The 23,651-nt window shown below is 70.2% G+C and carries 22 protein-coding genes; 11 read left to right on the top strand and 11 right to left on the bottom strand.

Annotated features, from left to right (window positions below; all coding sequences use genetic code 11):
* The first annotated feature begins 142 nt into the window (after positions 1 to 142).
* Together ACFYZ8_RS32625 and ACFYZ8_RS32620 are read left to right on the top strand one after the other, a co-directional pair.
* Complete coding sequence (locus tag ACFYZ8_RS32625; protein WP_359033182.1) at positions 143 to 685, top strand: bacterial proteasome activator family protein; 543 nt, start codon at positions 143 to 145, stop codon at positions 683 to 685.
* 426 nt (positions 686 to 1,111) lie between these two features.
* Positions 1,112 to 2,683 carry a protein kinase gene (locus ACFYZ8_RS32620; RefSeq protein ID WP_388538929.1) on the top strand — a complete coding sequence of 524 codons (1,572 nt, stop codon included), beginning with the start codon at positions 1,112 to 1,114 and terminating at the stop codon, positions 2,681 to 2,683.
* A 66-nt stretch (positions 2,684 to 2,749) separates the two neighbouring features.
* Here ACFYZ8_RS32620 and ACFYZ8_RS32615 read toward each other — a convergent pair whose 3' ends face one another.
* Positions 2,750 to 3,868: a phosphotransferase gene (locus tag ACFYZ8_RS32615; RefSeq protein ID WP_388539101.1), complete on the bottom strand. Its 1,119-nt coding sequence runs from the start codon at positions 3,866 to 3,868 to the stop codon at positions 2,750 to 2,752.
* Between the two features lie 511 nt (positions 3,869 to 4,379).
* On the opposite strand from ACFYZ8_RS32615, the gene pdhA reads away from it, so the two are divergent.
* From pdhA to ACFYZ8_RS32600, 3 genes are read left to right on the top strand one after another with little or no spacing between them, the layout of a single operon-like run.
* A complete protein-coding gene (gene pdhA / locus ACFYZ8_RS32610; RefSeq protein WP_359033188.1) occupies positions 4,380 to 5,528 on the top strand; it encodes a pyruvate dehydrogenase (acetyl-transferring) E1 component subunit alpha in 1,149 nt (382 codons plus the stop codon).
* Between the two features lie 2 nt (positions 5,529 to 5,530).
* On the top strand, positions 5,531 to 6,526 hold the full coding sequence (locus ACFYZ8_RS32605) for an alpha-ketoacid dehydrogenase subunit beta (protein ID WP_388538926.1): 996 nt from the start codon (positions 5,531 to 5,533) through the stop codon (positions 6,524 to 6,526).
* A 10-nt stretch (positions 6,527 to 6,536) separates the two neighbouring features.
* Positions 6,537 to 7,967: a dihydrolipoamide acetyltransferase family protein gene (locus ACFYZ8_RS32600; RefSeq protein WP_388538924.1), complete on the top strand. Its 1,431-nt coding sequence runs from the start codon at positions 6,537 to 6,539 to the stop codon at positions 7,965 to 7,967.
* 73 nt (positions 7,968 to 8,040) lie between these two features.
* Here ACFYZ8_RS32600 and ACFYZ8_RS32595 read toward each other — a convergent pair whose 3' ends face one another.
* Positions 8,041 to 8,949, bottom strand: a complete 909-nt coding sequence (locus ACFYZ8_RS32595; RefSeq protein ID WP_388538921.1) for a D-alanyl-D-alanine carboxypeptidase family protein — start codon at positions 8,947 to 8,949, stop codon at positions 8,041 to 8,043.
* A gap of 211 nt (positions 8,950 to 9,160) precedes the next feature.
* Between ACFYZ8_RS32595 and ACFYZ8_RS32590 the strand changes: the two genes are divergently transcribed.
* Both ACFYZ8_RS32590 and ACFYZ8_RS32585 read left to right on the top strand, forming a co-directional pair.
* On the top strand, positions 9,161 to 9,811 hold the full coding sequence (locus ACFYZ8_RS32590) for a GntR family transcriptional regulator (protein ID WP_359033198.1): 651 nt from the start codon (positions 9,161 to 9,163) through the stop codon (positions 9,809 to 9,811).
* On the top strand, positions 9,808 to 11,103 hold the full coding sequence (locus ACFYZ8_RS32585) for a nitrate/nitrite transporter (RefSeq protein ID WP_388538918.1): 1,296 nt from the start codon (positions 9,808 to 9,810) through the stop codon (positions 11,101 to 11,103). Before ACFYZ8_RS32590 ends, ACFYZ8_RS32585 begins: the two co-directional genes overlap by 4 nt.
* Positions 11,104 to 11,129: 26 nt before the next feature.
* Here the strand turns inward: ACFYZ8_RS32585 and ACFYZ8_RS32580 are convergent, their stop codons facing one another.
* Entirely contained in the window at positions 11,130 to 11,954 is an 825-nt protein-coding gene (locus tag ACFYZ8_RS32580) for a maleylpyruvate isomerase family mycothiol-dependent enzyme (protein ID WP_388538915.1), read from the bottom strand.
* 181 nt (positions 11,955 to 12,135) lie between these two features.
* On the opposite strand from ACFYZ8_RS32580, the gene ACFYZ8_RS32575 reads away from it, so the two are divergent.
* Complete coding sequence (locus ACFYZ8_RS32575) at positions 12,136 to 12,909, top strand: carbon-nitrogen family hydrolase (RefSeq protein WP_388538912.1); 774 nt, start codon at positions 12,136 to 12,138, stop codon at positions 12,907 to 12,909.
* 17 nt (positions 12,910 to 12,926) lie between these two features.
* On the opposite strand, the gene ACFYZ8_RS32570 is transcribed toward ACFYZ8_RS32575, so the two are convergent.
* Positions 12,927 to 13,424 (bottom strand): LURP-one-related/scramblase family protein, encoded by a 498-nt coding sequence (locus ACFYZ8_RS32570; RefSeq protein WP_388538909.1) that lies wholly within the window; start codon positions 13,422 to 13,424, stop codon positions 12,927 to 12,929.
* Positions 13,421 to 14,404, bottom strand: a complete 984-nt coding sequence (locus tag ACFYZ8_RS32565) for a GlxA family transcriptional regulator (protein WP_388538906.1) — start codon at positions 14,402 to 14,404, stop codon at positions 13,421 to 13,423. The genes ACFYZ8_RS32570 and ACFYZ8_RS32565 overlap by 4 nt, the downstream gene beginning before the upstream one ends.
* A 51-nt stretch (positions 14,405 to 14,455) precedes the next feature.
* Here ACFYZ8_RS32565 and ACFYZ8_RS32560 point away from each other — a divergent pair, with 51 nt between their 5' ends.
* On the top strand, positions 14,456 to 14,851 hold the full coding sequence (locus ACFYZ8_RS32560; protein WP_359033210.1) for a cupin domain-containing protein: 396 nt from the start codon (positions 14,456 to 14,458) through the stop codon (positions 14,849 to 14,851).
* Between the two features lie 13 nt (positions 14,852 to 14,864).
* Here ACFYZ8_RS32560 and ACFYZ8_RS32555 read toward each other — a convergent pair whose 3' ends face one another.
* The 6 genes from ACFYZ8_RS32555 to ACFYZ8_RS32530 all read right to left on the bottom strand — a co-directional run bounded on the left by ACFYZ8_RS32555 (position 14,865) and on the right by ACFYZ8_RS32530 (position 20,831).
* Positions 14,865 to 15,023 carry a hypothetical protein gene (locus ACFYZ8_RS32555; protein ID WP_359033212.1) on the bottom strand — a complete coding sequence of 53 codons (159 nt, stop codon included), beginning with the start codon at positions 15,021 to 15,023 and terminating at the stop codon, positions 14,865 to 14,867.
* Between the two features lie 31 nt (positions 15,024 to 15,054).
* On the bottom strand, positions 15,055 to 16,251 hold the full coding sequence (locus tag ACFYZ8_RS32550; protein WP_388538904.1) for a glycosyltransferase: 1,197 nt from the start codon (positions 16,249 to 16,251) through the stop codon (positions 15,055 to 15,057).
* Between the two features lie 133 nt (positions 16,252 to 16,384).
* A complete protein-coding gene (locus ACFYZ8_RS32545) occupies positions 16,385 to 16,624 on the bottom strand; it encodes a DUF6458 family protein (RefSeq protein WP_020119420.1) in 240 nt (79 codons plus the stop codon).
* Between the two features lie 67 nt (positions 16,625 to 16,691).
* Positions 16,692 to 17,984, bottom strand: coding sequence for a M18 family aminopeptidase (locus ACFYZ8_RS32540; RefSeq protein WP_388538903.1), 1,293 nt, complete (start codon positions 17,982 to 17,984; stop codon positions 16,692 to 16,694).
* An 87-nt stretch (positions 17,985 to 18,071) separates the two neighbouring features.
* Positions 18,072 to 19,898, bottom strand: coding sequence for an acyl-CoA dehydrogenase (locus ACFYZ8_RS32535; protein WP_388538901.1), 1,827 nt, complete (start codon positions 19,896 to 19,898; stop codon positions 18,072 to 18,074).
* A gap of 129 nt (positions 19,899 to 20,027) precedes the next feature.
* Positions 20,028 to 20,831 (bottom strand): intradiol ring-cleavage dioxygenase, encoded by an 804-nt coding sequence (locus tag ACFYZ8_RS32530; protein ID WP_388538900.1) that lies wholly within the window; start codon positions 20,829 to 20,831, stop codon positions 20,028 to 20,030.
* A 121-nt stretch (positions 20,832 to 20,952) separates the two neighbouring features.
* On the opposite strand from ACFYZ8_RS32530, the gene ACFYZ8_RS32525 reads away from it, so the two are divergent.
* The gene (locus tag ACFYZ8_RS32525; protein ID WP_359033222.1) at positions 20,953 to 21,423 is read left to right on the top strand and encodes an SseB family protein; all 471 of its coding nucleotides are present in this window, start codon (positions 20,953 to 20,955) and stop codon (positions 21,421 to 21,423) included.
* A 176-nt stretch (positions 21,424 to 21,599) separates the two neighbouring features.
* On the top strand, positions 21,600 to 23,546 hold the full coding sequence (locus tag ACFYZ8_RS32520; protein WP_388538898.1) for an Ig-like domain repeat protein: 1,947 nt from the start codon (positions 21,600 to 21,602) through the stop codon (positions 23,544 to 23,546).
* Positions 23,547 to 23,651: the final 105 nt, after the last annotated feature.

Raw genomic sequence — 23,651 nt, 5'->3', positions numbered from 1 at the left:
AGTCACGGGACAAGACTGGCATTCAGGTAGGACACCGGCATTCCGGGTGACGCCATGGGGGCGAACTGCTTCCGGGGCGGTGGATCAGCGCATAGCGGGGGCACCCCACTGAGGAGGTGTACGGGTGCGAGAGAATGGCGGCATGGAGATGCCGAGGAACGAAGGTTCGCCGGAAAGTCCCCAGATCCTGGTCGTGGGCCAGGACGGGATGGCACTGGGCGGCGGGGGTGACGACGAGTCCCGCGAGGTCCCGGTCACGGAGATGGTCGAGCAGCCCGCGAAGGTCATGCGGATCGGCAGCATGATCAAGCAGCTGCTCGAAGAGGTGCGCGCGGCTCCCCTCGACGAGGCCAGCCGGGCCCGGCTCAAGGAGATCCACCACAGCTCGGTGAAGGAGCTGGAGGACGGACTCGCCCCCGAGCTCGTGGAGGAGCTGGAGCGGCTCTCCCTGCCCTTCAACGAGGAGTCGACCCCGAGCGACGCGGAACTGCGTATCGCGCAGGCCCAGTTGGTGGGCTGGCTCGAGGGCCTGTTCCACGGGATCCAGACCACCCTGTTCGCCCAGCAGATGGCCGCGCGGGCCCAGCTGGAACAGATGCGCCGCGCCCTCCCGCCGGGCGTAGGCGGCGGTGAGGACGGCATCGACCCGCGCGCGGGCGGCCGCTCGGGCGGACCGTACCTGTAACTCCCCGACGCAGAAGGGCCCGACAGCCGACGCTGCCGGGCCCTTTCACGTCCCCGCCCGGAAGCGCTCGTTCGGGTTCTCTTGCCTCGCGGGCCTGGGTCCGGGTCGGTGACCTGCGGATCGGCCGACGTGACCTTGGCCACGGGGTGCCGCGACGGCCCGCCCGCTCCCGCGGAGGCGACGCGTCGGCGAGGTGCCCGTTCCGTGACCGTACGCGAAAGAAAGGTGGCGCAGGCGTTACAGCTGCCCTACGGCCGGTACACAGAATTTGCACGCCGAGACGTAGTACAGGTTTGATGGCCGGTCCGTCTCGGGCCGGTCCCCGGGCTCATCCCGGACCGGCGGCTTGCGCGAAGGCTGTAGCGTGGCCGACGGAGACCGTAACAACACCGCGCGCACCGCGGGCAGAAACGACGGCGAGGACCGATGGCACAGCAGCAGCGCGCTCAGGGCCCGTCCGACCCCGAGGCGACTGGCGGCGGAATGTCAGATGCGCCGGAGCTGTGGGGTAACGGCGGACTGGTGGGGGACGGCCGGTACCGGCTGACCCGCAGACTCGGCCGGGGCGGTATGGCCGAGGTGTTCGCGGCCGAGGACGTACGGCTCGGCCGCACCGTGGCGGTCAAGCTGCTCCGGGCCGACCTCGCCGAGGACCCGACCTCCAAGGCCCGCTTCACGCGCGAGGCCCAGTCCGTGGCGGGCCTCAACCACCATGCGATCGTCGCCGTGTACGACTCCGGCGAAGACTTCGTGGGCGGCCAGTCGGTGCCGTACATCGTCATGGAGATCGTCGAGGGGCGGACGATCCGCGACCTGCTGCTCAACGCCGAGGCGCCCGGGCCCGAGCAGGCCCTGATCATCGTCTCCGGTGTCCTGGAGGCGCTCGCCTACTCGCACCAGCACGGCATCGTGCACCGTGACATCAAGCCCGCCAACGTGATCATCACGCACAACGGCGCGGTCAAGGTCATGGACTTCGGCATCGCCCGCGCCCTGCACGGCGCGTCCACGACGATGACCCAGACCGGCATGGTCATGGGCACCCCGCAGTACCTCTCCCCGGAGCAGGCTCTCGGCAAGGCGGTCGACCACCGCTCCGACCTGTACGCGACGGGCTGTCTCCTCTACGAACTCCTCGCGCTGCGGCCCCCGTTCACCGGCGAGACCCCGCTGTCGGTGGTCTACCAGCACGTCCAGGACATCCCGACGCCCCCGTCGCAGGTCTCCGACTCCGTCCCGCCGGAGCTCGACGGCCTGGTCATGCGCTCGCTCGCCAAGGAACCGGACGACCGTTTCCAGACCGCCGAGGAGATGCGCGGGCTCGTCCAGTACGGCCTGCAGATGCTGTACGACCAGGGCGGCCACACCGGCACCTGGAACACCGGCCCGGTGACGGCGCACGACGGCCGCGGAGCGCCGGTCGCGGGCTTCGCGAGCACCAGTGTGCTTCCGCACCCCGGTGCCGCCTCCGGCACCACCCAGATCCCCCAGCCGATCCTGCCGGGCGGCTACGGCGGCGGGGACGACGGCGGCTTCGAGGGGCACGGCAACCGCGGCAGCGGCCGCGGCAAGCTGTGGATCCTCGCCGTTCTCGCGGTGATCGCCGTCGCGGCGGGCGTCGCCCTGGCGCTCAACGGCGGGGGCGGTGGCGGAGACGGTGGCGGCACCGGCACCTCCGTGTCGCCGACCACCTCGCAGACCACCGACGACCCGTCGCCCAGCGAGACGCCGAGCGACGAGGCGACGAGCCAGGAGACCGACACGTCCACGGACGACAGCGGCAGCTCGGGCGGCTCCGGCTACACGCCGTCCTACACGCCGTCGTACACGCCCTCCTACACGCCTTCGCCCTCGGCGACGCAGCCGTCCGAGACGGCGACGGAACCGACGGACTCGGCGGAGCCCACGGACACGGCACAGCCCACGAACACGGCGGAGCCGACCGGCGACGGAGTCGTCGGCGGCGTCACCGACGGCGGCGGGGGCGGCGACTCCTGAGTCCTCGCGCGCGTGAGCCCGGAACCGACCTCACGCGCGCGTGCTCGTCGCAGCACCTCCGGGACGTCAGTCCACGAACGCGTCGCACACCGCGTCGTACTCCCGCGTCCACCACACCACCAGCGCCGAGGCCGCCGGGAACTGCGGGTCCGCGCGGGTGTCGCCGCGCTCGTAGTGCCAGCGCAGCATCCAGAAGTCGTTGAGGCGCTCCCACCACACCCGGTGCACGGCCGCCGCGAGCTCCGAGGGCGCGGCGCCCGCCGTACGCCGGTACGCGCGCGCGTACGCCCGCACCTTCGGCAGGTCGAGCGTCCCCGCGGGCCGTACGAAGAAGATCGCGGCGGCGCGTACGGCCTCCTCGGCGCGGGGCTTCACGCCGAGCCGGTCCCAGTCGACGATCGCGGCGGGAGCGTCGCCCTTGTAGAGCAGGTTGAAGGGGTGGAAGTCCCCGTGCACCCAGCCCACCGGCCCGCCGTGCGGAGGCCGCCGTCCCCTGTGCTGTTCGAGCAGCGCGCGCCGCTCCAGGAGCCGGTGCCGGGCCAGCTCGTCGAAGGAGTCGGCGGGCCGGTGCCGGCGTACGCGCGCGAGGAGGTCGTCGATGAGGGCGAAGGTGGCGGCGGGGTCGGCACCGGCGTCGACGGGGCTCGCGTCAGGGGGCGCGGCCCCGGTGTCCCGGTCGGGCGGTCGATGAGCGGCGTCCGGCTTCTCGGCGCATCCCCCGGTGCGCGCGCCCCCGGCTGTCGGCGCACCCTTCTCCGCCCGTTCGCCCCCCTCTACCGGCATCACCCGCTCCAGGCTCGCGTGGACCACTCCCAGCAGGGCCCCGAGGCGTCCGCACTGTTCGGCGGTGAGCTGGGCGCCGTGGCGGTGGCGGCCCTCGATCCAGGGGTGCAGGGCGTAGGCGTGGCCGCCGACGACCGCGACCGTGCGGCCGTCGTGGACGGGGAGGGGCGGGGCGACCGGGACGCCGAGGGCGGCCAGGCGCTGGGTCGCGCGGTGCTGGCGGGCGATGGACTCGGGGGCGGCCGTCTCGGGGTCGAAGTGGTGCTTGAGGAAGTAGCGGCCGCGGGTCGTACGGAGCCGGTAGCCGCGGTTGAGGAGGCCTTGGTCGACCGGATCGCAGGCGAGGGCGGTTCCGGCGGCGTACTGGCGGAGGAGGGCGCCCAGCGGGGGCGCGTGAGGCATCAGGGGTGGTACGGGAGAGCGCGGCACGCGCCAGATGCTAGGGCACCGGGCAGGGCCGTGAGCTGGGCGTTGTCACAGGACGTCACAGACCGCCACAGTAAGTCGCGCTCGGTCTCCTTCGGTCATGGGGACGTCCTCGAAGTGTCGCGCCGAAGCGGAATGCCCTGACTTTTCATTCTTCGCGCCCTCGGCAAGTCGGACACGAAAACTCTTCCGGTGACCTGGGTAGACGGGATAACGTGCCGTTGCTCCGGCCTCCTGCAAGGCTGTGACCAGCATCCCTTCGGGCCTTTTTCGATTTACTTGGAAATCCAAGCAAAATCCCAGGTCAAAGGGGGTTTCACAGAAATGTGGAGCACTGGGTAACGTGATTCTTGCAGGGCGCTCGCCGGGGCACCTGTCACGCCTGTTCCGGCCGAGTGGCACCCACCCCGTGCACGGGTGTCGGCAACAGGTGAGCCGCACTGGTACACCCGGCAACCCCGGGGGCCGGACCGACGGAGGAGCACACGTGACCGTGGAGAGCACTGCCGCGCGCAAGCCGCGACGCAGCGCCGGGACGAGGAAGTCCCCGAGCACCAAGCCCGAACTGGTTCAGCTGCTGACGCCCGAGGGCAAGCGCGTCAAGAACGCGGAGTACGACAAGTACGTCGCCGACATCACCCCCGAAGAGCTCCGCGGCCTGTACCGCGACATGGTGCTCACCCGTCGTTTCGACGCCGAGGCCACCTCCCTCCAGCGCCAGGGCGAACTGGGCCTGTGGGCCTCGCTGCTCGGCCAGGAGGCCGCCCAGATCGGTTCGGGACGGGCGCTGCGCGACGACGACTACGTCTTCCCCACCTACCGCGAGCACGGCGTGGCCTGGTGCCGCGGGGTCGATCCGACCAACCTGCTCGGCATGTTCCGCGGGGTGAACAACGGCGGCTGGGACCCGAACAGCAACAACTTCCACCTCTACACGATCGTCATCGGCTCCCAGACCCTGCACGCCACGGGCTACGCGATGGGCATCGCCAAGGACGGCGCCGACTCCGCGGTCATCGCGTACTTCGGCGACGGCGCCTCCAGCCAGGGCGACGTGGCCGAATCGTTCACCTTCTCCGCGGTCTACAACGCCCCGGTGGTGTTCTTCTGCCAGAACAACCAGTGGGCCATCTCCGAGCCGACCGAGAAGCAGACCCGCGTCCCGCTCTACCAGCGCGCGCAGGGCTTCGGCTTCCCGGGCGTCCGGGTCGACGGCAACGACGTGCTCGCCTCGCTGGCCGTCACCAAGTGGGCGCTGGAGCGGGCCCGCGCGGGTGAGGGGCCGACGCTCGTCGAGGCGTACACGTACCGGATGGGCGCCCACACCACCTCCGACGACCCGAGCAAGTACCGGGCCGACGAGGAGCGCGAGGCGTGGGAGGCGAAGGACCCGATCCTGCGCCTGCGCCGGTACCTGGAGGCCTCAAACCACGCGGACGAGGGATTCTTCGCGGAACTGGAGGCGGAGTCCGAGGCGTTGGGCAGGCGAGTGCGTGAGGTGGTGCGTGCGATGCCGGACCCGGATCGTTTCGCGCTCTTCGAGCACGCGTATGCGGACGGGCACGCGCTCGTCGACGAGGAGCGGGCCGCGTTCGCCGCCTACCAGGCGTCGTTCGCGGACGGGGAAGGGGCCTGATCATGGCGGCGGAGACTGTGACGTTCAAGAACATGGCCCTGGCCAAGGCGATCAACGAGTCGCTGCGCCGGGCTCTGGACGCCGACCCCAAGGTCCTGGTGATGGGCGAGGACGTCGGCAAGCTCGGCGGCGTCTTCCGCGTCACCGACGGCCTGCAGAAGGACTTCGGCGAGGACCGGGTCATCGACACCCCGCTCGCGGAGTCCGGCATCGTGGGCACCGCGATCGGGCTGGCGCTGCGCGGCTACCGGCCCGTGGTGGAGATCCAGTTCGACGGCTTCGTGTTCCCGGCCTACGACCAGATCGTCACCCAGCTGGCCAAGATGCACGCCCGCTCGCTGGGCAAGGTCAAGATGCCGGTCGTCGTGCGCATCCCCTACGGCGGCGGCATCGGCGCCGTCGAGCACCACTCGGAGTCCCCGGAGGCGCTGTTCGCGCACGTGGCGGGGCTGAAGGTGGTCTCGCCGTCGAACGCGTCGGACGCCTATTGGATGATGCAGCAGGCCATCCAGAGCGACGACCCGGTGATCTTCTTCGAGCCCAAGCGCCGCTACTGGGACAAGGGCGACGTCAACACCGAGGCCATCCCCGGCCCGCTGCACAAGGCGCGGGTGGTCCGTGAGGGCAGCGACCTGACCCTGGTCGCCTACGGCCCGATGGTCAAGCTGTGCCAGGAGGTCGCCGACGCGGCCGCCGAGGAGGGCAAGAACCTGGAGGTGGTGGACCTGCGCTCGGTCTCCCCCCTGGACTTCGACACCATCCAGGCCTCCGTGGAGAAGACCCGCCGTCTGGTCGTGGTGCACGAGGCGCCGGTGTTCTTCGGCTCCGGCGCGGAGATCGCCGCCCGGATCACCGAGCGGTGCTTCTACCACCTGGAGGCGCCGGTGCTGCGGGTGGGCGGCTACCACGCCCCCTATCCGCCGGCCCGCCTGGAGGAGGAGTACCTGCCGGGTCTGGACCGGGTACTGGATGCCGTCGACCGCGCTCTGGCGTACTGAGGAGAGGGCCGTGACGACGATGACGGACACGTCCGTACGCGAGTTCAAGATGCCCGACGTGGGCGAGGGTCTGACCGAGGCGGAGATCCTCAAGTGGTACGTCCAGGTCGGTGACACGGTCACCGACGGGCAGGTGGTGTGCGAGGTCGAGACGGCCAAGGCGGCCGTCGAACTGCCCATCCCCTACGACGGGGTGGTGCGCGACCTGCACTTCCCCGAGGGCACCACGGTGGACGTGGGCACGTCGATCATCGCGATCGACGTGAGCGGCGGGGCGGCGCAGGCTGAGGCTCCTGCCGAGGCCGTGCAGGCCCCGGTGGCCGAGGCCGAGGCTCCGGTGGCCGACGCCGCTGACGAGAAGAAGCCGCAGGGCCGCCAGCCGGTCCTGGTCGGCTACGGCGTGGCCGCCTCCTCCACCAAGCGGCGCCCTCGCAAGGGCCCCGAGGTGCCGCTCCAGCAGGCGGCGCCGGCCGTGCCGAGCGAGCTGAACGGCCATGGGCCGGCCCCGGTGGAGGCGCAGTCCCGCCCGCTGGCCAAGCCCCCGGTCCGCAAGCTGGCCAAGGACCTGGGCGTCGACCTGACCCAGGTGGTCCCGTCCGGCCCGGACGGCATCATCACCCGCGAGGACGTCCACGCGGCGGCCACCCCGACCCAGGCACCCACGCCCGCCGAACCGGCCCCGGTGCCGGTCACGCAGGCCCCGGCGGTGCCGGCGGCGCCCGCCGCCTCGTACGACGCGGCCCGCGAGACCCGTATCCCCGTCAAGGGCGTCCGCAAGGCCACCGCCCAGGCGATGGTCGGCTCGGCGTTCACCGCCCCGCACGTCACCGAGTTCGTGACGGTGGACGTCACCCGCACCCTCAAGCTGGTCGAGGAGCTCAAGCACGACAAGGACTTCGCGGGCCTGCGCGTGAACCCGCTCCTGCTGATCGCCAAGGCCCTCCTGGTGGCGATCAAGCGGAACCCGGACGTCAACGCGTCCTGGGACGAGGCCAACCAGGAGATCGTCCTCAAGCACTACGTCAACCTGGGCATCGCCGCGGCCACCCCGCGCGGCCTGATCGTCCCGAACATCAAGGACGCAGACGCCAAGACGCTCCCGCAACTGGCCGAGGCACTGGGTGAGTTGGTGGCCACCGCGAAGGAGGGCCGCACCTCGCCGGCCGCGATGCAGGGCGGCACGGTGACCATCACCAACGTCGGCGTCTTCGGCGTCGACACCGGCACCCCGATCCTGCCGCCCGGCGAGTCCGCGATCCTCGCCGTCGGCGCGATCAAGCTCCAGCCCTGGGTCCACAAGGGCAAGGTCAAGCCCCGCCAGGTCACCACCCTGGCCCTCAGCTTCGACCACCGTCTGATCGACGGGGAGTTGGGCTCCAAGGTCCTCGCCGACGTCGCAGCGATCCTGGAACAGCCGAAGAAACTCATCACCTGGGCGTGACCCGCGGTCCTCGTCCACCGCGACGAAGGGGCCCGTCGCCCACAGGCGACGGGCCCCTTCGTGGCAGGCGATGTCAGATGGTCGAGAAGCCGTAGTTCATGAGCTTCTTCGCGTCCGCCTCGCGGTTGGGGATCGAGGTGGAGGCGAGGACCGTGCCGATGACGGTCTTGCCGTTGCGGGTGGCGGCGAAGACGAGGCAGTACTTGGCCTCGGGGCCGGAGCCGGTCTTCACGCCGATGGTGCCGCTGTAGCTGCTGAGCAGCCCGTTCGTGTTGGTCCACGCCGCCATCGTGCGGGTGGAGCCCGTCTTGGTGATGGTCTTCGCCGTGTACTTCTTCGTCTTCACGACCGCGCGGAACGTGGCGCTCTTCATCGCGCTGCTGGCGATCTTCGTCAGGTCACGCGGCGTCGAGTAGTTGTTGCCGTTGCCGATGCCGTCGAACGAGTCGAAGTGCGTGTGCGTCAGACCGAGCGACGTGGCGGCCCTGTTCATCTTGCTGATGAAGGACTTCACGCGCGCGGCCCGCGTCGAGCCGGTGCCGTACGTGTCGGCCAGCGCGTACGCGGCGTCGCAGCCCGACGGCAGCATCAGCCCGTACAGCAGCTGACGGACGGTGACCTTGTCGCCGACGATGAGGTGGGCCTGCGAGGCGTTGTTGGCGACGACGTAGTCGCTGTACGCCTTCTGGATCGTGACCTTCTTGTCCAGGTTCAGGTTCGACTGCGCCAGCACGACCTTCGCGGTCATGATCTTCGTGGTGGAGCCCGTGGAACGCTTGGTGTCCGCCGCCTTGGTGTACAGCGTCTTGCCGTTCGCGTTGTTCATCACGTAGCCGCCCTTGGCCACGATCGAAGGCGCGGTGACAGCCTGCGCGGGTGCCGCGGCGAAGGCTCCGGACGCGAGCACGGCGCCTGCGGTGACACTGACCGCGGCGGCCTTGCGGAAGCGGCTGCCCTTGGTGCCGATGATGGCGGTAATCAACTGAAATACCCCGATTACGTCGAATGCCCCTGAGATGCGGCCAAGTTGATGGGAGAAAAGAATGCGAGCCGCATGTCTGTGACACGTATCTAGCACGAATGGTTGTGCGCCGGATGAGGCGGGTCGTGCTTCTGTGACACCGTTGATACAGAGGGGACCGCATGCTGGACGGCGGTCCTTCATGCGTACGTGTTGTATCTATGCTGTCGGCATGAGCCTGGCCGTGAAACAGCCTCCCGCCGCCGACCGCGTCTACGCCCACGTCAAGCAGGGCGTCCTGGACCGCCGTTACGAGGGCGGGACCCTGCTCACCGAGGGCGAGCTCGGTGAGGCCGTCGGAGTTTCCCGTACGCCCGTGCGAGAGGCGCTGCTGCGTCTCGAGGTCGAGGGGCTGATCAAGCTTTACCCGAAAAAGGGAGCGCTGGTCCTGCCCGTCTCCGCCCAGGAGATCGCCGACGTCGTCGAGACCCGGCAGCTCGTCGAGGGACACGCCGCCCGCAAGGCCGTACCGGCGTCCCCGCAGCTCATCGCGCGCCTCGAGGAGCTGCTGGCGCGGCAGAAGGAGCAGGCCGCCGCCGGGGACCTGGCCGGCGCCGCCGTCACCGACCGCTGCTTCCACGCGGAGATCGTCCGCAGCGGCGGCAACGAGATCCTCAGCCGGCTCTACGACCAGCTCCGCGACCGTCAGCTCAGGATGGGCGTCGCCGTGATGCACGCCCACCCGGACCGCATCACCAAGACCCTCGTCGAGCACGAGCAGATCCTTCAGGCACTGCGCTCCGGCGACGCGGAGGCGGTCGTGGGCCTGATCCACGGACACGTCGAGTGGTTCTCCCACCTGGCCCGGGGGGAGGTCCGATGAGCAGGTCCCCTCTCCCGGGCGACCCACCGGGCGGCCGGCGTGCGATGGCCGTGTGGGGCATCGGCGTCTCGGTCTACTTCGTCGCCGTCATCTTCCGTACGTCCCTCGGGGTCGCCGGCCTCGACGCGGCCGACCGCTTCCATGTGAACGCCTCGGCCCTGTCGACCTTCTCGATCCTCCAGCTCCTCGTCTACGCCGGCATGCAGATCCCCGTCGGCCTGCTGGTCGACCGGCTCGGCACCAAGAAGGTGCTGACGCTCGGCGTGGTGCTCTTCACGGCGGGGCAGCTCGGCTTCGCGTTCTCACCGTCGTACGGCACCGCCCTCGCCTCGCGCGCCCTGCTCGGCTGCGGCGACGCGATGACCTTCATCAGCGTGCTGCGGCTCGGCACCCGCTGGTTCCCGGCCCGGCGCGGACCGCTGGTCGCGCAGCTCGCCGGGCTCGCCGGCATGGCGGGCAACCTGGTCTCCACGCTGGTCCTGGCCCGGCTGCTGCACGGCGTCGGCTGGACGGCCGCGTTCGCGGGCAGCTCGCTCGCGGGAGTCGTCGTCCTGGTCCTGCTGCTGCTCTTCCTCAAGGACCACCCGGAAGGCCACGAGCCGGAACCGTTCCCGCACCAGGGAGCGGCCTACGTACGGCGCCAGATCGCCGCGTCCTGGCGGGAACCCGGCACCCGCCTCGGGCTGTGGGTGCACTTCACGACCCAGTTCCCGGCGATGGTGTTCCTGCTGCTGTGGGGCCTGCCCTTCCTCGTCGAGGCGCAGGGGCTCTCCCGGGCGGTGGCGGGCGAACTGCTCACTCTCGTCGTGCTGTCCAACATGGTCGTCGGCCTGGTCTACGGCCAGGTCGTCGCCCGGCACCACGGCGCACGGCTGCCGCTGGCGCTCGGCACCGTGGGCGCGACGGCGCTGCTGTGGGCGGCCACGCTGGCCTACCCCGGCGAGCGGGCCCCGATGTGGCTGCTGATCGTGCTGTGCGTGGTGCTCGGTTCCTGCGGTCCCGCGTCGATGCTCGGCTTCGACTTCGCGCGCCCGGCGAACCCGCCGGAGCGGCAGGGCACCGCCTCCGGCATCACCAACATGGGCGGCTTCGTCGCGTCGATGACCACCCTGTTCGCCGTCGGTGTGCTCCTGGACGCGACCGGCGACGACTACACCGTCGCCTTCTCCTCCGTCTTCGTGCTCCAGGCGCTCGGCGTCAGCCAGATCCTGCGGCTGCGCGGGCGGGCGGCGCGCAGGGAGCGGGAGCGGCTGGTGGCGAGCCGGGTGGAGACGGTGCACGTCCCCGCGTAGCCACGCGGGTCACGCGCACCCGATTCCTACCGCGTCACCGTGAAGTTGCGCAGGATCGCCGACGTCAGTTCCGGGTCGCCCTCCGCCTTCACGCGGTCCGCCACCGCCTCCGGGGTCACCCGGCCGCAGGCCAGGCGCACATAGGTCTCCCAGTCGAGGCTGAGCGTGGCGGCGGGGCCGAGCGCGGGGGCGGTCTCCAGCGTGCCGCGGCCCTGGATGTCGACCCTTATCGTGCGCAGGAACTCGACGGGGCCGTGCACGTCGAAGACGATCGCCGAACTGCGGGGCGCGTCGGCCTTGACGGCCACTATGTCGGGCAGCGCGTCGAGGAGGATGTCCCGGGCGATGTGCGCGCCGGGGGAGTCGAGGTTGCCGGGCCGGCCGAGGGCGGTGCGCAGGTCCTGCTCGTGCACCCAGACGTCGAAGGCGTGCTGGCGCATGGAGTCCGCGAGCGTCAGTTCGGTTCCGAGCGGGCCGCGCACCTTGGTGCCGGGGTCGCGGGACTCGTTCCGCAGCTGGCGGTTGCGGCGGATGATGACGTACTCCAGCTCGGAGGTCATCTCCGGCGCCGTGTGGTGGCGGCGAACGTCGACCTGCATCTCCATGTACCGCTGGTGGTCGTTGGTGACGTGGAAGAGGTCGCGGGGGAGGGTGTGGATGGGGCGCGGGTCGCCCAGCATCTCGCAGTCCAGCCCGATGACATGGGACACCACATCCCGCACCGACCAGCCCGGGCAGGGCGTACGGCGATTCCACTCCCCCTCGACGAGGGGGGTCACCAGCTCGGATATCGCGTCGATGGAGTGGGTCCAGGCGTCGGCGTAGGGCTGGAGGGTGGGATGCAGACTCACGGAACGGGACCCCTCGGCGGTCGGAGCACGGGCTGGTGATGGCGGCGTTGCCAGTGGAGTGGTGGCTGTCGGCGGGTGTCTTGGAACGCTAAGTTACGCTGCTGTGAGGCACCCCGGCAGTGCTTTCGTGTGACGATCGTAGGCCCGTAAGGGACGGCTCGAATGCCAGGACGGTGGTAGTGTGCGCGCCTCTTTGATCCAGATCGCCGTGGATGAGGGCGAATCGGTCGAATCGCGTCGGCGGCGCGTGGCGTCACTGGTACGGGACCAGGCCGGAGCCGACCTCGTCGTGCTGCCGGAACTGTGGACCACCGGGGCGTTCGCCTTCGAGGAGTTCGCGAGCGAGGCCGAGCCGCTGCACGGGCCGACCCACGAGGTCATGGCGAAGGCCGCGAGCGACGCGGGCGTGTGGCTGCACGCGGGCTCGATCCCCGAGCGGGCCCCTGACGGCACCCTCTACAACACCTCCCTCCTCTTCTCCCCCTCCGGCGAACAGGCCGCCTCCTACCGCAAGATCCACCGCTTCGGCTTCGACAAGGGCGAGGCCGTCCTGATGGGCCGCGGCGAGGACCTGGTGACGGTCCGTCTGCCGGAGACGACCGTCGGCCTCGCCACCTGCTACGACCTCCGCTTCCCCGAACTCTTCCGCGGTCTCGTCGACGCGGGCGCCGAGACCCTGGTGATCCCGGCGGGCTGGCCGGAGCGCCGCCGGGCGCACTGGACGCTGCTGGCCCGGGCGCGGGCGGTCGAGAACCAGGCGTTCGTGCTCGCTTGTGGAACGGCCGGGACGCACGCGCGAGTTCCGCAGGCCGGTCACTCGATCGTGGTGGATCCGTGGGGCGAGGTCCTCGCGGAGGCGGGCGCCGGCGAGGAGGTCCTCACGGTGGAGTTCGACCCCGGGAAGGTGGCCGTGACGAGGGAGCAGTTCCCGGCCCTGAAGGACCGGGTGCTCTGATCCTCCGGGGCGCCGGCTCAGTCGTCCTCCCGCTCCTTCTCGGCGAGGTGGATCACGCACACCGCCACCGCGATGAGCAGCGCCGGATCCGCGTCGTCCCGGACGATGTCGACGCCGTAGGTCTCCCGGACGTGCAGCCGGCGCCGTGAGACCACCGCGAGCAGCTCACCGTCGTACTCGACGGCGAACTCCCGGTCGAGGATCTTGCCGCTGACGTCGAGTTCGGTGCTGCCGTCGGCGAGGGCCACCCGGTAGTGGTTGCGCAGCAGCGACAGGCGTTTCCGCTTGATCTTCGCCAGCGGCTCGCCGTCCCGCTCGATCACCATCGTGTCGCGCAGGGCGAACATCTTCTGGCGGATGTCGATCAGGACCCGCCCCTGGGTGTCCTTCAGCTCGAAGGTGTCCCGGACCCGCATGGCCTTGCCGTCGACGAGGAAGACCTTGTTGCCCCGGTCGTCCTCGATCCAGTAGTCGTCACCGATGCCGAGCAGCCGGTCGCGTACGAGGAATCTCATGCCGTTACCGCTTCCCCGGCGCCGGTCCCGAAACGCCGTCGATAGGCCGACGGGCTGAGTCCCGTCTCGCGCCGCACGCGCGCGCGGAGGTTCGCGGCGGTCCCCAGACCGCTCCTCGCGGCCACCACGTCCAGCCGTTCCTCCCCCCGCTCGATGAGCCGGCACGCCAGTGCCACCCGCTCCCCCGTCAGCCACGCGAGCGGAGTCGTACCGAGCTGGGCCTGGAAGCGGCGGTGCAGGGTCGCGGGGGAGACGGCGGCGCGGGTCGCCAGGCCGGCCACGGTCAGCGGCTCCCCCAGCCGTTCCTGCGCCCAGGCGAGCAGCGGGCCAAGCGACTCGTCCCGTACATCGGGCACGGGCCGTTCCACGAACTGCCGCTGTCCGCCGTCGCGGTGGGCGGCGAAGACGAGCCTGCGGGAGACGTGGTTGGCGATCTCGGCGCCGTGGTCCCGGCGGACGAGGTGCAGCCCCAGATCGAGCGCCGAGGCGCTGCCGGACGCGGTGAGGATGTCGCCGTCGTCGACGAAGAGGACGTCGGGTTCGAGCCGGACGCGCGGGAAGCGGGCCCGGAAGGAGTCGGCCCACATCCAGTGACAGGAGGCCCGCCGCCCGTCCAGCAGCCCGGCCTCCGCCAGGGTGAAGGCGCCCGAGCAGAAACCGACGAGCCGGGCGCCACGCGCGTGTGCCCGTCGGACGGCGTCCAGGACGCGGGGCGAGCGCGGGGTGTCGGTGTCGGGCCGGTTCGGCACGATCAGCGTGTCCGCCTCGTCCGCCGCCTCCAGACCGGCGACCCCGGTCAGGGTGAAGAAGCCGTCCCGCATCCGGGTGCTCGGCCCGGCGGCGCACAGGGTGAAGTCGTACAGCTCCCGCCCCAGTTCCGGCCGCCGCAGCCCGAAGACCTCGATGGCGCAGCTCATTTCGAACGGGTTGGAGTTCTCGTCGACCAGCAGGACGACGCGGTGAGAGGATTCTTGCGCCATGTGCGATTTCTAGCACTCGTACGGCGGCCGCGGCGCCCGCACGATGACGTCATGACAACCGAACCCGTCTCCCTGCCCGCCGCGCTGGCCTCCTTCACCGAGCAGTGGAGTCCCCGTATCGTCACCGCCGTCAACGACTACGACGTGCGCGTCACGCACGTCGAGGGCGAGCACCTCTGGCACGTCCACGACGACACCGACGAGTTCTTCCTGGTCCTGGAGGGCGAGCTGCACATCTCGCTGCGGGAACCGGCCGGCGAGCGCACGGTCGTGCTGCCGAGGCTGTCCGTCTTCACGGTCCCCCGGGGCGTCGAACACAAGCCGTACGCCCCCGTCCCGACCGACATCCTGCTGCTCGAACCGACCGGCACCTCGACGGTCGGCGACCGCCACGACGAGATCCCGGCCCATGTGGACGCGACGACGGGCCACGCGCTGCACCGGTGACCCGTCCGACGGCCTACCGCCTGCGCGGGACCAGCTTGAACAGGGCGACTCCCGCCGCCACCAACGTCGTCGCGGCCACCACCATCGCCATGCTGTTGAGCCACAGCCCGGTCGCCGCCAGCGTGGCGCCTCCGGCCCCGGTGGTACCGGCGCCGATCACTCTTCCGTACATCGCGCTTCTCCTGTGTGGGTTTCCATGAGGGTTACGTAGCCACCCACTTCTCCTCGCTGCGGCGCAACAGGCCCCACAGCGAGGTGAAGTAGACGGCGTGCTGAAAAAGGTCGTAGAGCATCTCCGGGATCATCAGCGCCGCCACCAGCACGGCACGTGGACCCGCCCTGCGCACGGAGACCGTCTTCTCGACCACGAAGACCAGCCCGATGGCCGTCCAGAAGGGCGAGAAGCCGGGCCAGCCGTACAGCGTGGTGTAGGTGACCATGTAGGTCAGATAGACCAGGAAGGACAGCGCGCCGAAGCCCATGAGGAGCTGCTGCATGAAGTAGCGGGCGGTGACACGTGTCCAGCCGTAGTCGCGCAGGTTCTCCAGGGCGCCGCGCTGCCAGCGCAGCCGCTGGTGCCAGAGCTTGCCCAGGGTGGGCATGACCTCGGTGGTGACCTCGCAGCCGGCCGGGGACATGGCCCGGTAGCCGAGGGTCTTGACCGCCTTGGTCATCTCGTCGTCCTCGGTGAGCGAGGCGAGGCTGTAGTAGGCGTGTCCGCCGCCGATCCGCCCCTCGAGGCGGGCCGCGCGCACCTCGCGCAGGACGCGGGCACGGAACATGGTGCCGGTGCCGGTGAGCACCTGGGCCTTGCCGCCGGTGCGCTCCAGCTCCCAGGCGTAGCGGTGGAACTCCATGCGCTGGAGCAGTCCGAGCAGACCGCCGCCGTCCTCGCCGTAGAAGACCCCGCCGACGGCGCCGACCTTGCGGTTGAAGGTGCCGATGGCCGTCTCGCTGAACCAGGGGTTGAGCACGGTGTCGGCATCCTGCACCAACAGCAGGTCGCGGTCCTCGAGATGGGGCAGCACCCAGGCGATGGCCTGGTTGAGGGCACCGGCCTTCTTGTGCGTGTTGTCCTCGGTGGCGAAGACCTGGGCGCCGTGCGCCACGGCGATCTCGGCGGTGGCGTCGGTGCAGTTGTCGGCGACCACGACGATCAGGTCGGGGCGCCGGGTCTGCCGCCACAGGCCCTGGATCGCGTCGGCGATGCGGTCCTGTTCGTTGTGGGCCGGTATCAGCGCGACCAGGCGTGTGGGGCCGTCGAGTTCGTCGGGGGCGGCGTGGGCGCGGCGGGCGGCATGCCGGTGGGGGCGCGGTGATCCCGGAGGGTGCGCCGTGAGTGTCGTCGTGGAGTGGAGCACGGGGAGCCCCCGGGAGTGCTGGTGGGTCACGCCCGGCACTGCAGACCCCCCGGGCTCTCAAGACTCCCGAGTTTTCACTATTTCCACACAAGCGGACAAGGCAATCGTGATTACGGATTGCTCACGGTTGTCCGTCGTCGCCCTGTGCGTCCGCCCGCCTGCCTGATGTCCCTTACACGCCGTATCCGTCGGAGTATCCGTCCCGCCGCTCCTCGACGACCGTCGACGTCGTGGGCGGTACCACCACGCGCCGGCGCCGGGCGATGCTGCTGAACGTCGTCACACCGATCAGCCCCACGATCATCAGGATCACACCGACCAGGTCGAGGTTGACCCCCTGCATGTGCCAGTCGGTGGCGAACGTGAGGATTGCTCCCACGGCGATGAGGATGATGCACCCGCCGAGGCCCATGAGTGTCGCCTCCCTGTCCGGTCCGGTAGTTCCGGTCCGGAATCCCGGGTACCCCCACTTCCCCGAACTACCCTTCGAGGAAGGCCACCAGAGCGTTCGCCAGCAGATGCGGGTCGTCCGCGCCGCACAACTCCCGGACGCTGTGCATCGAGAGGATCGCCACACCGATGTCGACGGTCTTGATGCCGTGCCGGGCCGCGGTGATCGGGCCGATGGTCGTGCCGCAGGGCATGGAGTTGTTGGACACGAAGGACTGGAAGGGCACGCCCGCCCTCTCGCAGGCGGCGGCCCACACGGCCCGGCCCGAACCGTCCGTGGCGTAGCGGTTGTTGACGTTGACCTTGAGGATCGGGCCGCCGTTGACCCGCGGGTGGTGCGTCGGGTCGTGCCGTTCCGCGTAGTTGGGGTGCACGGCGTGCCCGGTGTCGGAGGACAGACAGACCGTCCCCGCGAAGGCCCGCGCCCGGTCCTCGTACGACCCGCCGCGCGCGAACACCGAGCGCTCCAGGACCCCGCCGAGCAGCGGGCCGTCCGCGCCGGTGTCCGACTGCGAACCGTTCTCCTCGTGGTCGAAGGCGGCGAGGACGGGGATGTACGGCAGTTCACCGGAGGAGACCGCGGCCAGGGCGGCCACGCCCGCGTGCACGGACAGCAGGTTGTCCATCCGGGGCCCGGCCACCAGCTCCTTGTCCCGGCCCAGGTAGGCGGGCGCCTCCACGGAGTGCGTCATCAGGTCCCAGCCGGTCACCTCGCCCGCGCCGAGCCCCAGTTCCTCCTCCAGGAAGGCGATCAGGTCACCGTCGCGCACGTCGTCGCCGAGACCCCAGACGGGCTGGAGGTGCCGCTGCTTGTCGAGCTTGAGCCCGTCCGACGACACCGCGCGGTCCAGGTGGATGGCGAGCTGGGGCACCCTCAGCAGCGGCCGGTCCACGTTCACCAGCCGCGTCGAACCGTCCCGCAGGGTCAGCCGGCCGGCCAGGCCCAGGTCGCGGTCCAGCCAGGAGTTCATCAGGGGACCGCCGTAGATCTCCACGGCGACCTGGCGCCAGCCGTGCGCCCCGCTGTCCGGCAGCGGCTTGACCCGCAGGTTCGGGGAGTCGGTGTGCGCGCCGACGATGCGGTACGGCGTGTGGGGCGCCGCGCTCTCGGGGACGTACCAGGCGATGATCGCGCCGCCGCGCAGCACGTACTTGCCGCCGCTCGACCCGTCCCAGGCGTCCGTCTCCGAGACCTGGCGGAAGCCTGCCTTCTCCAGCCGCTCGGCGGCGTTCGCCACGGCGTGGTACGGCGTGGGGCTCGCCGCCAGGAAGGTCATGAGGTCGTCGGTGTGGCCGCGGTCGAGGCGGTGGGGTGCGCTCATGGGTTCACCTTAACGACGTACGAGAGCCCACTCCCGGCGATGGGAGCGGGCTCTCACGAGGACGGTGTGCAGCTGTACTGGTGTGTCCTAGAACGCGGCCTCGTCCAGGTCCATCAGGTCCAGCTCGACGCCCTCGGCGACCTTGCGGGCCAGGGTCACGCCGGGCAGGACGTTGGCCGCGAAGAACTTCGCCGCGGCGATCTTGCCGGTGTAGAAGGACTTGTCCTTGGCCGACGCCGTCTCCAGCTTCTCGGCGGCGATCGCGGCGCCCTTGAGGAGCAGGTAGCCGACGACGACGTCACCGGAGGCCATCAGCAGGCGGGTGGTGTTGAGGCCCACCTTGTAGATGTTCTTGACGTCCTGCTCGGTGGCCGCGAGGTCGGTCAGCATCAGGCCGACGATGGCCTCCAGCTCGACGGCCGCCTTGGCCAGGTGCTCACGGGCGCCCGCGAGCTCCTCGCCGCCGGTGCCGAGCGCCAGGAACTTCTTGATGTCCTCGGCGAGGGAGTTCAGCGCGGCGCCCTGGTTGCGGACGATCTTCCGGAAGAAGAAGTCCTGGCCCTGGATCGCGGTGGTGCCCTCGTACAGGGTGTCGATCTTGGAGTCCCGGATGTACTGCTCGATCGGGTACTCCTGGAGGAATCCGGAGCCGCCGAAGGTCTGGAGGGACTGGGCGAGCAGCTCGTAGGCCTTCTCGGAGCCGTAGCCCTTCACGATCGGCAGGAGCAGGTCGTTGAGGGCGTTCTCGGTGGAGACGTCCTCGCCGGCCGCCTCCTTGACCTGGATCTCGTCCTGGAGGGCCGCGGTGTACATCACCAGGGCGCGCATGCCCTCCGCGTACGCCTTCTGCGTCATCAGCGAGCGGCGTACATCGGGGTGGTGGGTGATGGTGACCTTGGGCGCGGTCTTGTCCATGAAGTTGGCCAGGTCCGGGCCCTGGACGCGCTCCTTGGCGTACTCCAGCGCGTTCAGGTAGCCGGTGGAGAGCGTGGAGATCGCCTTCGTGCCGACCATCATGCGGGCGAACTCGATGATGCGGAACATCTGACGGATGCCGTCGTGCTTGTCGCCGATCAGCCAGCCCTTGGCGGGGTGGCGGTCGCCGAAGGTCATCTCGCAGGTGTTGGAGGCCTTCAGGCCCATCTTGTGCTCGACGTTGGTGGCGTAGACGCCGTTGCGCTCGCCCAGCTCGCCGGTCTCGAAGTCGAAGAGGTACTTGGGGACGAGGAAGAGGGACAGCCCCTTGGTGCCGGGACCGGCGCCCTCGGGACGCGCGAGGACGTAGTGGAGGATGTTCTCCTCCATGTCGTGCTCACCGGACGTGATGAAGCGCTTGACGCCCTCGATGTGCCAGGAGCCGTCCTCCTGCTGGACCGCCTTGGTGCGGCCGGCGCCCACGTCCGAGCCGGCGTCCGGCTCGGTGAGGACCATGGTGGAGCCCCACTGCTTCTCCACGGCGATCTTCGCGATGTGCTTCTGCACGTCGTTGCCCTCGTCGAAGAGGATGCCCGCGAAGGCCGGGCCGGAGGAGTACATCCACACGGCCGGGTTGGCGCCGAGGATCAGCTCCGCGTAGGCCCAGATGAGGGAGCGGGGCGCGGTGGTGCCGCCGATCTCCTCGGGCAGGCCGAGCCGCCAGTACTCGGAGTCCATGAAGGCCTTGTAGCTCTTCTTGAAGGAGGCCGGTACCGGCGCGGTGTTCGTCTCGGGGTCGAAGACCGGCGGGTTGCGGTCGGCGTCCGCGAAGGACTCCGCCAGCTCGTTCTCCGAGAGGCGGGTCAGCTCCTCCAGGATGCTCTTCGCGGTGTCGACGTCCATCTCCGCGAAGGGGCCGGTGCCGTACAGCTTGTCGCGGCCCAGTACTTCGAAGAGGTTGAACTCGATGTCGCGCAGATTCGACTTGTAGTGCCCCATGGCGACGGCTCCGTTAAGAGTTCGGCGAGGCACTTGGTTCCTCGCGCTAGTTCACGTACCAACAAGTAGCTACGATGATGCTACCCGTCGGTAATAAGCCGCAACCCCGATCCCGCCATCTGTGACGGTTCACACCGTGACGGTCAGCGTCGCGGTGTACCCCTCCCCGACGCTTCCCTCCACCGCCGCGAGCTGCTGGTCGTGGCCGTCCCTGAAGACCATGTCCGACTCCAGCGAGAGCCGGCCGAGGTTGGTCACGCTGCGCTCGTAGCCTTCGGTGGCGTACACCGTCTCGCAGACGTCCTTCGGGAGCGCCAGCTGCGACGTGTTCGTGATCGCGGTGGCACGCGTCGCGTCCCGGAGGCTGCCGTAGACCTCGAAGTGGATGTGCGGCCAGCGGCCGGTGTAACAGCCGGGGAAGACGCTGGTGAAATTGACCTGCCCTTTCTCGTCGGTCTCCTGGACGCCGCGCAGGTAGTTCTCGTCGGTGACGCCCTCGGTGTAGAGGGAGTAGCCGCCCTCCCGGTCGCAGTGCCAGACATAGACCGCGGCCCCCTTCTTCGGGGTCCCGCAGCCGGAGGCCGCGTCCATCACCGTGAGCGTGAGCGTCAGGGGCACGCCCTCGGCGGTGCCGCCCGCGGAGTCGCCGAAGCTGCGGGTGATGTCGCCGCGGACGACCCCGCTCTCCTTCAGTACGTTCACGCCGTTCGAACCGTCGCCGGGGTAGGGGCCGGCGGTCTCCTCGGGGACCGTCGCGCAGTCCGCCGCCGCGGAGGAGGTGGCGTCGGCGGTGCAGCCCGCCAGGGGCACCAGGGCCGCCCCCACCCCCGCTCCCGCCATGAGCCGGATCATCCGCCGGCGGGCGAGGACGGGAAGGTCGTAGGAGAGCCCTCTGTCGTGCTCGTGGCTCTCGTCGTCGTGGTGTCGGCGCATGCACCGACGCTACGAGCGGCGGCCCCCGCGGGCCCAGAGCCGGCGGCTGTCGGGTCGCTGTCGGTTTCCCGGTTGCCGGTAGCCGCCCACGGCCCGCGCCCTGCTCGGTACGCTTACGCCCATGTACGGCTACGACCAGAACGCCGGCGCCCAGCAGCAGTACGGCGTCCCACCGCAGCAGCCCATGGCCGGCGGCGGGTACGGCCAGCAGCCGCCGCTGTACCCCGAGCCGTCCCCGCCCTCCCTCGCGGACGCGGTGCGGGCCTTCACCACCGGGCAGCTGACGGCGGAGGACTTCCAGCAGGTCTTCGCCACGTCCAAGGTCTACTGCCCACGCGGCGACAACCCCGGGTTCCTCGCCCTGCACAACACCCAGCAGCCGGTGATCCCCATGTTCACCACCCTCAAGGAGCTGCGGCGGTACGCGGGCAAGGAGTCCAAGTACTTCGTGATCACCGGCGCCGAGGTCCTCGACCTGCTGCCGACGGGCTACGGCTTCGTCCTCGACATGGAGGGCGAGCACCGGATCGTCTTCGACGCGAAGGCCGTGGAGCAGATGGTCGAGTTCGCGATGCGGCGGATGTACGGGTAGCCGTCGCGTCACGAGGCGAAAACCCCGTTCGATTGTCACTGTCATGCCATAGAGTTCCCTACGGCAGCCGCGCCCCGCACGCCACCGCCTTCCAGCGGTTCGCGTCCGGACGCCGCGCGGCGCTTCAGCTCTCCCGGCATCCCCGGGATTCTCTGTGGGGGTTCATCACTGTGCGCATGCGCAGCACCTCGACCGCGACGGCGCTCGCGGTCATGTTCAGCTCGGTGGCGCTCGGCGTCGCCGCGGCCGGCACCGCGTCGGCCGCCTCCGCCGTGGTCACCAGCCCCGGGGGCCTCGTCGTGGACGACGCCCTCCGGCGGGTCTTCGTCAGCGACCAGGCCGACGGCCAGATCCTGGCCACCGACTACAACGGCACCCTCGTCGCACAGGCCTCGGGCCTCGACAACGCCGGCGACCTCGCCGTCTCCGACGACGGCGCCACCCTCTACGCGGCCCTGCCCGCCAGCCACGAGATCGTCGCCCTGAACGCGGCCGACCTCCAGGTCAAGGCCCGCTACCCGGTCGCCACCGGCACCGGCCCACGCCACGTGGCCTTCGCCGGGGGCAAGGTCTGGTTCTCCTACGGCGACCAGTGGGACGGCGACCTGGGCTCGGTCGACCCGGCGGTCGACCCGGCGACCGGCGCCGACCCGGTGGCGCTGACCCAGATCCCGACCGAGGGAACGGGGGTCGGGCTGTGGGGGCAGGCCCTGCTGGACACCGACCCGCTGCGGCCGGGCCTGCTGGCCGTCGGCGAGACCGGGGACTCCACGGGCACCGAGGCCGTCCTCGACGTGTCGAGCGGCACGCCCAAGGTGATCGCCTGGAACGACGACTCGTACGCCCTGAACGACGGCGTCGGCGACATCGACCTCGTCGCCGGCGACGACCAGGTGCTCGTCAACGGCACCGACCGGCACGCCTACGCGAACGGCGCCCTCACCAAGGCCGGCGCCTACCCGGCCGGGCAGCAGGCGGACGTCGGACGCAGCGGCCTGATCGCCCAGGTCACCGGCACCAAGGTCGCGATCTACCGGCCGAACGCCACGCAGCCGGTCCGCACCTACAGCACCGGCACCCAGCCCGCGGCCGACGTGGTCTGGGCCGGCGACTCCTCCCGGGTCTTCGCCCTCGTCGCGGGCAGCACCGGCTGGACGGTCAAGGTGCTCACCGACCCCAACCTCTACGTCCCCACCCTCACGGTCAACGCGCCCGCCACCGCCACCCGCGCCAAGGCGCTCACCGTCACCGGCAAGCTCTCGGCGACGGTGCCGCTGCCCGCCGGGGCCCGGCTCTCGGTCACCCGCACCGACCTGGAGAGCCCGAGCGGGAAGGCGCTGCCGGCCGTCACGGTGAAGGCCGACGGCACGTACTCCTTCAGCAACACCCCGCCGGCCGGCGGCAAGGTGACGTACACGGTGAAGTACGCGGGCGACGCCACGCACACCGCGGTCACCGCCTCCGACAGCGTCGAGGTCTCCCGCGCGGCCACCTCGCTGAGCCTGAACAACAACGGCAAGCTGTACAACTACGGCACCGACGTCCGGTTCACCGCCCACCTGGGCACGACGTACAAGAACCGTTCGGTCTCGATCTACGCCGACCCCTTCGGCGGCGACAAGCCCAAGAAGCTGATCAAGACCGGCACGGTCAACGCCGACGGCAACATCTCCGCCGTGGTCGACATGACCCGCGACACGAAGGTCACCGCGGTCTTCTCGGGCGACGCCCGCTACAAGCCGAGGACGGTGGCGTCCACGGCGTACGCCCGGGTCAAGATCTCCACGGCCGTCTCCAAGCACTACAAGACTGCCAAGATCGGCTCGACCTCGTACTACTGGTTCCACAAGAACACCGACCCGCTGCTCACCACGACGATGACCTACTACCCGGGCCGCGAGCAGCGCTTCGACCTCCAGGTCTACTACCAGGGCACCTGGTACTCGGCGGACTCGGAGTACTTCCCGATCGGCTCGAACGGAAAGTCGGCCGTCACGCTCCCGGCGGCCGGTGAGTCCGGCATCCGGGCGCGGATGCGGTCGGTGTACGTCAACGGCTCCTCCGGCGACACCGTGAACTCGACGACGTACGGGGCATGGAAGTACCTGTACTTCAGCAACTGACACGGAACGGCCGTACGGAACGCCCGGAGGGAATTCCCTCCGGGCTTCTGTCGTTGGGGTGGCAGAAAGTTCAACGCTCAACTAAACTCGATCCACAAGGAGGTA

The organism is Streptomyces sp. NPDC001668 (assembly GCF_042893155.1).
Taxonomy (GTDB): Bacteria; Actinomycetota; Actinomycetes; order Streptomycetales; family Streptomycetaceae; genus Streptomyces.
Note: the sequence above shows the minus strand (reverse complement) of the source record. Positions and strands in the feature narration are given on the sequence as shown.